Here is a 12,954-nt window from a genome sequence, read left to right as displayed (position 1 = left end):
ATGATGGATAGAAAAGGCACAAGATGCCTATTTTTAAGCCAAATGTAAAGGGACCTGATGTATGAACTCCACGGTAGAACTCATCCTTATGATTGTTTCATTGATCATGACGGGTATCATTTTATTCACGGTATACGGGTTTAGACGAGAGCGCGGAGTCATTTACCTCGTCGGTTTGATCATATGCCGAATGATGTACTCAAGTAGTATCCTTTTAGAGAGACATAGCGATGTATTAATGACTAAATTCATTTTTCGCAATATTCAGAATACGACGCAAAATGTAATGGTCCCTTTCTTGATCTTATTCGTTTATCACTTAGTCGGTCGAGACAAGCTGCTGAAGACCCGATGGAAGGCCCTATTGTTTGCCGTGTTCGCATCGTGGTCGTTGCTTATGTGGCTTGACCCAAACCTTCATATTATATATCTGACGATTGAGCTTTATAATGGGCACCTAGTTACAACGAAAACCCTCTATTCCAGAGCATTCAGCCTCATTTGCTATAGTGCAGTCGTTATTTGCCTTTATTTTTTGTTTCAGTATATAAGGAACATCAGGAGTGATTATCGGAAGCCGGGGATGTGGGTTCTCCTTCTGGCAACGTTACCTTTTATCCTTGAGGTTATCAAATTTGTGAATCCCGAGTGGTCATCCTGGTTACTGCCATTAACGGTTTACTGCGGTTCTACAGGGACCATCATGCTGGTGATTATACTGCGGATTAAGTTCTTCTCTACTGTTCCGATTGCCAGGAATATTGTGCTCGATACGCTACAGGAGAGTATTGTGATTGTGAATAGTTCAGGAAAGGTCATCGACAGTAATAACCGGGCTTCACAGTGGTTCTCAGAATTGGGTTATGGGGCTATTTCGGGTCGAAATATATCGGAAATTCTAGCGTTTTGGCCAGAATGGTATAAGCTGAGCAAGTCTATGCAAGCAGGGAGTGTAGAGATTGATAAATGGCTGAATGGAGAAAGAAGAATCTATAGTGTAAACGTATATCCGTTATATACGCTGGGCAAAGCGCAGGGCAATATTTCTCTTATTTTCGATATTACGGAGAAACAACGGCATCTGGAGCAGATGGCTCAGTTGAACCAGATGAAGGATCAGCTGTTTACAATCATATCGCATGATATTCGCAGTCCGCTGGCACTGCAGTTTCAACTCGTGGAGTTACTGGAGGCGGACAGACAGTCGTTCGCTGCTGATCATCAGGAGATCATTGAGCAACTGGGTGACCAGATTCGTAATACACTTGGAATGGCTAATAACTTGTTGGAGTGGTTTCGTAGCCAAGTTGAAGACATGGCACTTCGTCCAGAATTACTGGAGCTGTCTGACGTGGTTGAGGAATGTTGTCATATGTTACACATCAAAAGTGAGAGCAAACATATTAGTGTGATAAATAAGATTGCTGTAGGCACCCAAGTATATGCGGACAGGGAAACCGTTGGTTTAATTATTCGTAACTTGTTAACCAACGCCATTAAATTCACCGAATTGGGTGGTTTAATCGAAGTGTATGCTCAGTTGTCGGGAGACATGGTGATCGTATCTGTTCGTGATAACGGAGTAGGCATGGAAGAGGAGCGAGTTGGTCAGTTATTTGGCGAGAAGCAACTCAACTCCATGGCGGGCACATTAGGGGAAAAAGGGGCAGGGCTTGGATTACTCGTAAGTCGGCAGTTCGTACAACGAAGTGGTGGGAATTTGTGGGCGGAAAGCACAGTGCGACAAGGAAGCGTATTTCACTTCACTTTGAGAGGCGGAACAGAGAGATGAAAGTTCTCATCGTGGATGATGAGCCTGCCATGCTGTTGGCAATGAAGCGAATGCTGTCGAATATGCAAGACGTGGAGATTGTTGGAAGCTTTCAGAATACGGCAGAGGCACTCGATTTCGTTAAGAACAGGGAAGTGGATCTCGCATTCCTGGACATCCAGATCGCTGCGGACAATGGATTAGAGCTTGCCCGCAGCTTGATCTCAGTATGTAATGATCTTGACATTGTGTTTACAACTTCGCATGCAGAATATGCGATTCACGCTTACGATGTTTATCCATTGGACTATATGGTTAAACCCATTTCCAGAATACGACTGGCTCAGACGCTCACCAAGGCAGCTAGCAGACGCAGATCTTCTTCTAATCGTGCTGATGACCTTGTACCTGATCGGCTGACGGTTCATGGATTGAGTTGCTTTGAGGCGAGCAGCAAGCAAGCGGGTACAGTGAAATGGAGATCCAAGAAAAGCATGGAGCTATTTGCCTATCTGCTTGTTCATCGGGGGCGAAGTGTAACCAAATCCCGAATTATGGAGGATATTTTCCCAGGTAGGCCTCTTAAGCAAGCGGAAGCGTACTTGAATACGATAGTCTATCAGCTTAGGAAGGTGTTATCGGAGCATGGGTTCAAAGAGATGATCCTATCAGCGCAAGAGCAATATCGGGTAGATTTGGATCAAGTCGATGTTGATTTTATTGGATTCGAACAGGCTATGTCGGAGTTGAACGAAATCAATACAGCCAATGAAGCGGAAGCCATAGCATTGGAGACACAATTTGCAGGCGAGTTGTTTGAGGGTAAACCTTTTGAGTGGGCGACAGCGGAACGTGAGAGATTGTCGATGGTATATGTTTCTTACGCCAAGCGTCTTGCAAGATGGTTGCTCGATCAGAAGCAATTCAATGAAGCCGCGCGCATTTCCAGAAGAATTATACTGCGTAATGAGTTTGATGAAGAGTCGACACTGCTGTTGTTGAATATATTGGGAGCCATGGGAGATCGACAATCACTACATAATTACTATGAGCAATATACGCAATTTCTGCTTCAAGAACTCGGACTACAGCCTTCATCGTCTATTCACCAGCTATATGAAAGATATCGATGATCTCTTTCTCAACCATTGGGAATTGTCATACAACACTAACGGATCCGTCATATTTAAGAGGTCAGCCGATTTTTACCGGCTGACCTCTTTTGGATAAGTGGTGAAGCTATCAACTTCCTCGGAAAACAAAAAAAGAGCCGCGCATCACGCGGCTCTTCATCTGATTTTAGCGCCCGCCCGTATTGGAAGCCCAGACAGGAATCCAACTATTCGGATAATTGCTATTGGTCAGGGTTGTGTTATAGAGAACTAGATTACCATCACTTTGCATGACCAGTGTGTCACCCGTTGTGCTAGCCGGTAAGCTGCTCCCGTGATGACCTGGAATCCAAGCGGCGGTATTGGCAGACCAAGCCTCAGTTTGTACAGAAGTATCAATCATCAAAACTTTATCCCATCCCCAACCGGTGTAATATTCGAATTTACCTGTGGCATGGTTGAATCCAAAGCGATAACCATATTGGTAAACATCTTGATATTTCATGCCATATTTATAGATGACAGGTCTCCCGTATTGTGGTTCAAACTTGAACGAAAGAGCCCCACTGTTACTGGTACCGCTACTCCAAAGAGAAGAACCATTCTGATAGATGACAAAATTCCCGTCATTCTGCCAAATGGCTGAGAATCTACCGTCTTGGGAGGTGAGATAGTCACCCTTCGCCATGCTTTGGCCGATTGTGAGCTTATCTCCAAGATAGCCGGCGGAAGCCGTCGCTGGTACGGCAAATGCAAGAATCAACAAGCAAGCCATAAAAATACGAATAGATCTGGGGAAAAGTTGTTTGATCATTGGACACGCTCCTATGTTCCTTATAATGGTTGAGGCTAAAAACGGGAGTGTAGAGTTAAAATCCTCTCAGGCGACCTCCTTTGTTAGATGATGTAAATGCTCGTGGTACAGATTATGTAGTTTGATTTATGCATGTAGGAAAAGGCACTTCAGAGATGGAGTTACTTTATTTTCCATTATAGCAACTAAAAAATGTAAAATCCATAATTTTCTATACAAAAACTTCTTAATCTCTATTGGGTGAATGAGCGTATCTCTTAAATCAGGAGAATGCCATATCCTGATTTAGGATGTGTTTTTTCATGGTCACATAGGGCGAAAGCTATAGCAATTTTGCTGATAGCGTAAATTTCATTTTCGAAATTCAGGTGTAAAGTAGGTAGACTCATCTAAAGTAAACACTATAATGGAAATAAGATACATATATAGAACGGATATTGTACGAAACTCTCAGATCACGATGAGTCTCAGAAATCTATGAGGTGTGGTGAGCGAAAAGAAATGGACAAATTAAAGAACAGCGGATTCTATAAACTGAGATTCTTCATCACTCCTGAAGAGTTTAAAAGCCTTTTGCAGCTTTTGGAGCATCGGCAAGTGCAATTCTATCGTACCAATTCTGCCCGGACAGAGCATGATTATAATCAGGTGTACGAGACATATCAGACGTTTTATCAGTACTATGTGGCAGGAGAAAAGAAAAATGACGTTCATCCCTTCTTTGTATACTCTATTTCTGTTGCGTCAGACGAAGAAAGTTCAGGATTTTTTGTGAGAAATGAAGATATTTCTTTTCCATATCACGGACAATGGGCAGAGGATGAACTGCCGTGTATCATGCTTTCATTTCCGAAAGGCTTTCAAGTGGATTTGGAAGATGAAAAAGGGAAGTACTATATATATGAGGATATCCGGGACCATAAGCCGCTGACCTATGCACTTTTCAATGAGATAAGAGACTCTATCAAAAAAATAACAAAGCTACTTCGCTTCTCAGCCCATGATGCAGATGCGATGAAGGAACAGAAGCCCTCTGTGCGTATAAGCCAGGATGCAATGAACGAATTGAGCCAATCGTGGATATTCAGTAAATATGGACTTGTGATTCATGGCAAATAGGAGGGGGCCGAAATGATGTTCGCCCTAAAGATTATCTGTACCTGGGTACTGCTGGCTGCCTCATGTTCTGCAGTATGGTGGAGCTTCAGAACAGAAAAGCTTATAACGATCTCATGGCTGGCGTTTCTACTACCCGCTGTCTTCCAGCTCGCGACCGCTTTCCGGATCGGTCCAAGCCAAGCGAAGTCACTCATCGTGTTCGGCTTCATCAATCTGGTGTTGGCTACCCTGGTGGGTGCGGGTGTCTGGTACCTAGTCCAAATAGCCAATTCATATCGAAGTGGCCGATGATCGACGAATGGAAAGGAGAACTCTAATCATGAAGCCAATACAAGATATAGAGACACTGGCTATAGAGATCGCCGCTGCTGCCAGAACGTCTTTTTGTACTCTTTTTGAAAATGGTGAACGGTACTATTATTGTACGCTATACACTACTGGAGAAGGACATGCGCCAAGCATCTCTGCCTGGTCGTGGGAAGCTTTGGCGTTGGAATCGGCTAGGCAAGCAGAGGAAAGTGACACGTCGGTATCAACGATTGCGGAACTCATCAAGTGGTCGTATGCGGATTCGCCCTATTGTTGTTTTGGGGATGATAACTTTGAAGGTGTCAAACAACGATATAACGAGCGCCCTTTCATTGCGGATCTGGAGCATGATGATTGGAATCGAGAGTTGGATGTGAGGCTGAAAGCCATGGAGCTGGCGATGAAAATGCTTGATGATGAAGGCATATTTGCCTTAAATCAAATGCGAGAGTCCATATGTGTCCTTGTTGAAGTCATGCCGCCGGATAAGATTAACACCGAGATTGCTTTACGTTTGAATCAGGCGGGATCTCCTGCTATGCAAGCATGGTTGGCGGAGGCGGCAGAATAAGGGCATCAGGAGCGTTACTACGATGCTCGCAAGGTGTACATACGACTTAATCTCGACAATCTTACTGAATCAGAGATATAGAAGACGATCCAATTTCCCGAACCACCTTTGTACATTAAAGGGGGGTTCTTTTTCGTGTTTGAGCTACGACATCAGAAGCTACCAGTTCGCCCCTCTACCACTGTACAAACACACTTTTTCTGCCTTGTCCACATTTATACCTTACCAAAACGATTAATTTGCATTTAATAGACTATCAATAATAAGGAGGTTTTGAGAATGGGAAATAGAAGACCTGGAGCACCTAGAGGTGGTTATGACCCTGTTCAGATCTATAACTCTACTTCGTTTAATGCGAGTGGAGTAGTGGAGTATGCATCCATCTTTTGTAGCAACGATAGATATAGTGTTCAGCGTGACGAGACTTGGAGATCTTCCGACCGTGGTGTGTGCCTGGTAACTAGAATCACCGCGACGGTTAGAACACCGAGTGGAAATATTGAAGCCGAGCCGTATACCTCTTCAGGTACGTCGTACAGCCAGTTCGCCATTATACAGGTAGGGGTAAATCAGTTCCGAGTGACGCGTGTTACAAGCGCGACTAGAAACTGTCGGAAATAACCCAAGTGGGTCAATATCGAGATTAGCTATCAAACATGAAGAGACGACTTGCCAGGGATAGAAGGCAGGTCGTCTTTTTTTGCTTTAATGTTCTTTGTACCATAATATTCTGCGGTGCATCGAGGTGTCTTTCATAAGCCGGAAAGGGCGCACATCCGGTTGATAATTGCCTTCGATGATCCAAATTCGCCGTTTCTTATCGACGGCTATATCGAACCCGACTTGTCTAAGCATGGGGTAATGCTCTCCCAAGCGTTTAGCAGCTAATTGTGCAACTTGTTCCGCTCTGACAAGTAAGCGCCGACCTCCAATACGAGCTAGTCTCAGTGCCTTAAGCACTGGAATGGGTCGGTTATTCACATTGGTGACTTGATATCCTTGTGCCGCAACTTTAGCATAGGAACCTGTCACGTTCCAAGTGGACGAGGAGCCCTTTTTGCGCTGAACCATGATCCGAATGTCGAACGGCCTGTGTTTAATTTGAGCAAGCTGCAGACGCTTTTGGACAATATATTCATCACTTTTGTTGGTCTGTTCCATCCATTCGAGTAACTCATCATTGTCTCTCATGGTGACTGTGTTATTTTCATTTTGAATACGATAGGCGCTCGCACCGTCTCGTCTAATGAACAGGATATCCCTTCCGTAACTGCCATTGCGGGGCTTTAGTACAACGCTGGGATATTGAAGAAGCATCTTCGTTAACGTATCCTTCTCAAGCAACTGTGTTTCTGGCAACCGTGCTACGAGAGAGGGCTCATCGCGCAGAATGCCATACTGCAACCATTTGTCTCTTTCGAATAACATTGGAATCACAGCCTTTTTCAATCGTCTACGGTAATTCTAATTCAAATTCGTGATGCGCATAACCTACCATTCGTCTAGATTTGTAAGTCCAAGCATGTCCAATCGGTTATCAACCTGATGAGTACACTGAGTGACGAAGACCTGAGCATCAGACCGAGCGAGAAACAACTGCATTCTGGGGAGGCATCCATTCACGCTTCGAGTGGCTCCTAGACACACAGGCACACTTCTATCACCACCGTGGACAACTGCATGCCATGCTGGTACATGTGCTGAAACGAGAGCCGAATATGCAGTTATTTGAGTAGTGCTAGACTAACGTTTGACTAGTATTTTTCACCTATATATGAGGACATATAATAATACAACTTTTTTACCAGTAGGTTACAAATTTGCTCGTTTACTGACCCCCCTTTCGATGTTATACTCACAATATTCCAAAAGAATTTGTGAAAATATGTCGAATTGAGGCTCATTAGGATGATTAAGGGTAAACAAAACGGCGAAACGATCATCCTCATTCCATCGCTTGAACCGGATGAGAGACTTCCAGCCTATGTACGGCAATTGCGAGAGTATGGCTTGACGAATATTGTTATTGTGGACGACGGATCTGGTGAGGCTTACCAGTCGATTTTCGAGGAGCTCCGTGAGAACGGCTGTGCTCTGTTGACGCATGCGGAAAATCAGGGGAAGGGTGCAGCACTCAAGACCGGATTTGAGTATATTGGAAAGCAATTCGATGTATCTTCCTTCGTCGTAACCGCTGATTCAGATGGACAGCACGCAGCGGAAGATGTATACCGGATTGCTCAAGAAGCCAGGCTTCATCCGGACTCATTGGTTCTCGGCGTAAGGAATTTCAGCGAGGGGAACATACCTCCAAAGTCCCTGTTAGGCAATCGGATGACCTCCTTTATTTTTGCCATGCTGTATGGTAAAAAGCTGTCGGATACCCAGACTGGGCTTCGTGCCTTCGGTCCGGGGTTACTTGCGTTTATGCAGGATGTTCGCGGCACTCGATTTGAATATGAGCTGCAAATGCTCATCTCGTGCATTCAGTCTGGCATACCGATTCATACGATGCCGATTCAAGTCATTTATGAAAATGGCAATGCGGGTACTCATTTTAAAGCGATCCAGGATAGTGCTCGGGTCATGGGGGTGTTGTTCTCCAATTTCCTGCGGTTCATTTCATCGTCGGTGGCCAGTTCGGTTGTCGATTTGGGTATCGCCTGGTTTTTGATCGACGCGTTGCGGCCCGTGTTGGGTGAACAGCACTATTTAAGAATTCTGCTCGCAACCGTGATTGCGAGAATTATTTCTATTGTAGTCAACTATGTACTGAACAGACATTTTGTATTCCGCAAGGAGGATAGCCAGGGCAGTCTATGGCGCTATCTGACATTATGCGGAGTGGTAATCTTACTTTCCAGTACCGGAGTATATATATTCCATACCGTTCTCTTCGTAGATGAGAAATTGGCGAAATTCGTCTGTGATGCCTTGCTGTTCCTGCTCAGTTTCCAATTGCAGCGAAGATGGGTATTTGCAGCAAGGAGGAAGCAGCTGTAGTGCAAAACGAAAAAAGGCAGAATATCTTTTTTGTCATCACGATGATTCTGATGTCGATTTATTTGGTCTGGCGTACGTTCTTTACGTTGCCATGGGGGGAAGGCGTTCTAAACGTCATTTTCGGTATGCTGCTGATTGTGGCTGAAACGGTCACCGTACTGACAACCTTTGAATTATTCTTTCAAAAGATGCAAAAAGAACGTACACAGCTCGACTTTCCAACCGTTCCGCCGGAGTATTATCCGGATGTGGATGTATTTATCGCTACCCATAATGAGCCCGTCGACCTGTTATATAAAACCGTTAATGCTTGTACGTTCATGGATTATCCGGACAAGCAGAAGGTTCATATCTATATCTGTGATGATGGAGCAAGGCCTGAGGTGGAGGAACTTGCCAGACAGTTTGGTATCGGATATCTGGGGTTTCCGGGGAATAAAGATGCCAAGTCTGGTAATCTGAACAATGCACTGAGCAAAAGCTCTTCTCCGCTCATTGCAACGTTTGATGCAGATATGATTCCACAGCATACCTTTTTGATGAAAACGGTCCCTTATTTCCTGCTCTCCACGTTCATTAAGGAGAATGAAGAATGGCGTCCTCGTAGGCAGGATGAAATGGACCCTAAGTTCAAGCTTGGTCTGGTACAGACCCCGCAGAGCTTCTACAACCCGGATCTATTCCAGTTTAACCTGTATGCAGAGCAAGGCATTCCGAATGAACAGGATTTCTTCTCCAGAGAAGTGAACATCCTGCGTAATGCCTCCAATGCGGTAGCCTATACAGGAAGCAATACGATTATTTCCCGCCAAGGTATGGAAGACATCGGAGGTTTTCCGCTCAATACAATCACCGAGGACTTTGAGACAAGCATCCGCTTGCAGCAGGAAGGTTATATTACCTATGCGACTCAAGAGGTTCAAGCTGCCGGGCAGACGACAACAACAGTGAAGAGCATGATTAAGCAGCGGATTCGCTGGGCAAGGGGTATCATTCAGAGCCTGCAGAATACGCGTGCACCTTTATCCGGGAAGCTTCCTTTCTGGACGAGAGTGACCTACTTGAGTAGTTTCTTATACTGGTGGTCCTTCTTTAACCGGTTGATTTTCATTTTGGCGCCTATTTTATTTGCGTTATTCGACTTCCAGATTGTGAACACAACCTTCTGGCAAATCTTAATATTCTGGCTTCCATCCTATTTCTTCTACAGTGTATCCATGCGATATCTGTCCAGCAATATTCGGAATCAGCGCTGGAGTCAGGTTATCGATACCATATTTATGCCTTATCTGATCTGGCCGGTTCTCCTTGAAACGCTGGGTATTCGAGAGAAAAAATTCAAGGTTACCAACAAAAGCAGAGCGAGTGGTCGACAATGGATGTCTGCGCTGTTATATGCACTACCGCATATCTTCCTGCTGTTGCTTTCCATCGCAGCCGTGATTCGGTATGTAAATGGCAAGTATGGCATTGCGCTATTTTTCAGCAGTATCATTATTTTCTGGCTCATTCATAATATGATTGCGCTATGTTACGCCCTGTTCTTCATGGTCGGTCGCCGTGCTTATCGGGAGACAGAACGGATTCGAGCGCAGGAGGATGTCACAATCCACGACCAAGCCAACAATCTGCGATATCAGGCCAAAACGGTTGATGTATCCGAACAAGGTATTGCCTTCTATGTCCCTTATCCCATTTATTTGGCTGAACAGAAAATCATCTCTCTGGTCGTCAAAACCGACCGGTATGAGGCCAACCTCGATGCAGTCATCGTTTATGTGAAACAGGATGGAGAGGGCTGGCGTTACTCCGCAACGGTTCAACCAATTGATGAGAATGATAACCGCCAATATATGCAAATCATCTACGATCGTAAACACTCGTTGCCAGAGCAGATGAATCTGTGGGATACGGCTTATGACGATATGCTTCGCAATGTGAAAAAACGTATTGTTCAACCGAAATCGGATCAGCGGAAAATGCCGCGGCTTTCCCTTAAGCTTCCAGTGCATTTCACCAATGATGCTGGATGTACGCTGCGCAGCTTCAATTATCGTTTCTTTTCCGCGACGGGTTTCCATGGTGATATTGAGGCAGGAGCGGTCGTTACTTTTTATACGAAGAGTAATATTGAAGTTATTTTGAAACATACGGGAAAAACGACAGCCCGTGAGCGCGAAGTGCTTCTCTCGGTGGAGAATATCGATGATATTGTGGAGAAGGGCCTGATCGAGCAATTGCTGACTGATTTGATTCAGCCACATTCCGATCGTTCCACCAGAGAGGGTTAGGAGAGATAAAGATGCTCATTGTGCTTCAATTTGTGATGGGAGTTTTATTGATATTCTCCTTTGTTGGTTATATGCAGTTTGTTCGGAAGACACTTGCACTACGGTGGGAGTTCATCCCCGTATTTGTGTTTTCTGCGATAGCCTGTATCGTATATTTCGCCGGCTTGGCAGGTCAGCTCTTTATAGGAAGTATTGTTGTGTTGATCGTAGGCTTGGTGCTGTTTAGGAGTACGCTGGTTCAAGCTGTCCGACGAGGGACAAAGCCGCAGTTATTGTTCTCGTTATTTCAGTTTTCTTTTCTGGGCGGAACATTCATCTTTTTGCTGATTCTGTTCCAAAATGAATTGACACACTACGATAACTTCTCGCACTGGGCCATTGTGTTGAAACAGATGCTGAGTACGAATGCCTTTCCGACAGCAGACTCCACCCTGATTGATTTTAAAAATTACCCGTTGGGAACTTCGTCTTTCATTTATTATGTCTGTCGCTTTATGGGGCATTCCCAATCCGTGATGCTCTTGGCACAAGGTCTGCTGATCTTTTCCTGTTTCTATGCTATGTTTGGCATCGTATCGGAGAAGAAACGCTTTCTGCTATATGCTTTTCTCGGACTCGGGTTATCTACGCTATCGTTCTTCAACCTTACGATTCGGATTACCAATCTGCTCGTGGACTTCATGCTTCCAATTTATGCGCTTGCGATCTTGGCAGTCATCTACCAGTATCGTAATGACATAAAAAACGCATGTATTGTTGTTCTTCCACTGGCAGGATTGCTGATGATCATCAAAAGTACGGGTATTATTTTCGCAGCGATCGGCCTGATCTTCCTGTTGTACACTTGGCTGAGAAATGGGCAGCGCTCGAACTGGAAAGTTGGACTGGCTGTGCTTGGTACCATTGGTGGTTCATTACTTCCGTATTTCGGCTGGAGCTGGCGAATGGCGACAGTATTCCGAGGAATTGATAACAAGTTCGAGGGAACAGCCTCGGTGATCAAAGCGGGCAAGACGGGGGAACAGAAATGGGAAATTCTGATGCTGTTCCTGAAATCAAGCATAGATATCACGTCCAGGCCTGTGCTCGGCATTGTAATTTTCCAGCTTATCGCGATCGGAGCTTCGGTATTTGCCGTTGTGGTGCTCAAGAAGAAGTGGAACCTGTGGAAAGCATTGATTGCGCTGGACGTTGTACTGTTACTGTACTATGCGGGTATTCTGGCGTTGTATCTCTTCTCCATGCCACTGGATGAAGCGATTGTGCTGGCTGGATTTGAGCGGTATGCATCGAGTATCGTGGTGCTGTTTGCCGGGGGGCTAGTGTTGTGTGCTGCGATCGACCTGGAGCGTTCATTCCACTATCGGATTGGTGAAGTGCCTGATTATCAATCCTTTAAGACGGTCAAGACGAAGGGGCATTATCAAAAAGGCATTATCGGCTGTATGGCGGTTGCGGCCACCATTCTTTTGTCTGAATACAATGGTATCATCTCTATCGCCCAAAGCTATGATACAACGCTCCCTTCCAAGATTCATGCGGTTACTGGTGATCGGTGGTACTCAAATGGGCAGGAGGATACTAACAGATATCTCTTCTACGCCTCAGACAGGGACCAGCAGGTCACGAACTATTACATGCAATATGTCGGGAAGTATTTCTTGTATGCTCCACATGTAGACGGGATTGTGTTGTTCTATGAGGACAATATGGACAACCTGCTGAGCGGCTATGATTATCTGGTGGTCGTGGAGACGGATCTCAACGCCAAGTGGTTGCTGAAAAAGCATTATGGCATCGACATGCAGGAGGGTATCTACAAAATCACCCGTTCCGGGGATCAGATCGTTCTTACGTTGACGTGAGATCATAGGTGTTGAGATCCTGTTCTGGACATCGAGTCAGGTAAGATTAGATTGAATACTTGATGATTATATAGAGTCTCCTAAAATATAGCCCGTTAT

Annotated in this window: 11 protein-coding genes; 9 read left to right on the top strand and 2 right to left on the bottom strand. The window is 44.9% G+C overall.

Features of this window, described 5'->3' with window-relative positions:
- Positions 1-61 precede the first annotated feature (61 nt).
- Complete coding sequence (locus tag HF638_RS24570; RefSeq protein WP_169482608.1) at positions 62-1,792, top strand: ATP-binding protein; 1,731 nt, start codon at positions 62-64, stop codon at positions 1,790-1,792.
- On the top strand, positions 1,789-2,904 hold the full coding sequence (locus tag HF638_RS24565; protein ID WP_169482606.1) for a response regulator: 1,116 nt from the start codon (positions 1,789-1,791) through the stop codon (positions 2,902-2,904). Before HF638_RS24570 ends, HF638_RS24565 begins: the two co-directional genes overlap by 4 nt.
- Before the next feature lie 166 nt (positions 2,905-3,070).
- On the opposite strand, the gene HF638_RS24560 is transcribed toward HF638_RS24565, so the two are convergent.
- Entirely contained in the window at positions 3,071-3,697 is a 627-nt protein-coding gene (locus HF638_RS24560; protein ID WP_169482604.1) for a hypothetical protein, read from the bottom strand.
- A 501-nt stretch (positions 3,698-4,198) separates the two neighbouring features.
- On the opposite strand from HF638_RS24560, the gene HF638_RS24555 reads away from it, so the two are divergent.
- The 4 genes from HF638_RS24555 (at position 4,199) to HF638_RS24540 (ending at position 6,317) form a co-directional block, all read left to right on the top strand.
- Positions 4,199-4,816 carry a hypothetical protein gene (locus HF638_RS24555; protein ID WP_169482603.1) on the top strand — a complete coding sequence of 206 codons (618 nt, stop codon included), beginning with the start codon at positions 4,199-4,201 and terminating at the stop codon, positions 4,814-4,816.
- A gap of 12 nt (positions 4,817-4,828) precedes the next feature.
- Positions 4,829-5,107 (top strand): hypothetical protein, encoded by a 279-nt coding sequence (locus HF638_RS24550; RefSeq protein ID WP_169482601.1) that lies wholly within the window; start codon positions 4,829-4,831, stop codon positions 5,105-5,107.
- Between the two features lie 28 nt (positions 5,108-5,135).
- Positions 5,136-5,696, top strand: a complete 561-nt coding sequence (locus HF638_RS24545; RefSeq protein ID WP_169482600.1) for a DUF4303 domain-containing protein — start codon at positions 5,136-5,138, stop codon at positions 5,694-5,696.
- A 279-nt stretch (positions 5,697-5,975) separates the two neighbouring features.
- Positions 5,976-6,317 (top strand): hypothetical protein, encoded by a 342-nt coding sequence (locus HF638_RS24540; protein WP_169482598.1) that lies wholly within the window; start codon positions 5,976-5,978, stop codon positions 6,315-6,317.
- Positions 6,318-6,401: 84 nt separating this feature from the next.
- Here the strand turns inward: HF638_RS24540 and HF638_RS24535 are convergent, their stop codons facing one another.
- Complete coding sequence (locus HF638_RS24535) at positions 6,402-7,124, bottom strand: YheC/YheD family protein (RefSeq protein ID WP_169482596.1); 723 nt, start codon at positions 7,122-7,124, stop codon at positions 6,402-6,404.
- 480 nt (positions 7,125-7,604) lie between these two features.
- Here HF638_RS24535 and HF638_RS24530 point away from each other — a divergent pair, with 480 nt between their 5' ends.
- Genes HF638_RS24530 through HF638_RS24520 form a run of 3 tightly spaced genes read left to right on the top strand, consistent with a single transcriptional unit; the run spans position 7,605 to position 12,855 of the window.
- Positions 7,605-8,699, top strand: coding sequence for a bifunctional glycosyltransferase family 2/GtrA family protein (locus tag HF638_RS24530; protein WP_169482594.1), 1,095 nt, complete (start codon positions 7,605-7,607; stop codon positions 8,697-8,699).
- Positions 8,699-10,990, top strand: a complete 2,292-nt coding sequence (locus HF638_RS24525) for a glycosyltransferase family 2 protein (protein WP_169482593.1) — start codon at positions 8,699-8,701, stop codon at positions 10,988-10,990. The genes HF638_RS24530 and HF638_RS24525 overlap by 1 nt, the downstream gene beginning before the upstream one ends.
- A gap of 11 nt (positions 10,991-11,001) precedes the next feature.
- The gene (locus tag HF638_RS24520; RefSeq protein WP_169482591.1) at positions 11,002-12,855 is read left to right on the top strand and encodes a hypothetical protein; all 1,854 of its coding nucleotides are present in this window, start codon (positions 11,002-11,004) and stop codon (positions 12,853-12,855) included.
- Positions 12,856-12,954: the final 99 nt, after the last annotated feature.

Origin of the sequence: Paenibacillus sp. SZ31, assembly GCF_012912005.1 — a bacterium.
Lineage (GTDB): Bacteria > Bacillota > Bacilli > Paenibacillales > Paenibacillaceae > Paenibacillus.
Note: the sequence above shows the minus strand (reverse complement) of the source record. Positions and strands in the feature narration are given on the sequence as shown.

Coding starts and splice junctions, on each gene's coding strand:
- HF638_RS24555 (WP_169482603.1), top strand. CDS start 4,199: ATGGACAAATTAAAGAACAGCGGATTCTATAAACTGAGATTCTTCATC.
- HF638_RS24570 (WP_169482608.1), top strand. CDS start 62: ATGAACTCCACGGTAGAACTCATCCTTATGATTGTTTCATTGATCATG.
- HF638_RS24565 (WP_169482606.1), top strand. CDS start 1,789: ATGAAAGTTCTCATCGTGGATGATGAGCCTGCCATGCTGTTGGCAATG.
- HF638_RS24530 (WP_169482594.1), top strand. CDS start 7,605: ATGATTAAGGGTAAACAAAACGGCGAAACGATCATCCTCATTCCATCG.
- HF638_RS24540 (WP_169482598.1), top strand. CDS start 5,976: ATGGGAAATAGAAGACCTGGAGCACCTAGAGGTGGTTATGACCCTGTT.
- HF638_RS24560 (WP_169482604.1), bottom strand. CDS start 3,697: ATGATCAAACAACTTTTCCCCAGATCTATTCGTATTTTTATGGCTTGC.
- HF638_RS24545 (WP_169482600.1), top strand. CDS start 5,136: ATGAAGCCAATACAAGATATAGAGACACTGGCTATAGAGATCGCCGCT.
- HF638_RS24535 (WP_169482596.1), bottom strand. CDS start 7,124: ATGTTATTCGAAAGAGACAAATGGTTGCAGTATGGCATTCTGCGCGAT.
- HF638_RS24520 (WP_169482591.1), top strand. CDS start 11,002: ATGCTCATTGTGCTTCAATTTGTGATGGGAGTTTTATTGATATTCTCC.
- HF638_RS24550 (WP_169482601.1), top strand. CDS start 4,829: ATGATGTTCGCCCTAAAGATTATCTGTACCTGGGTACTGCTGGCTGCC.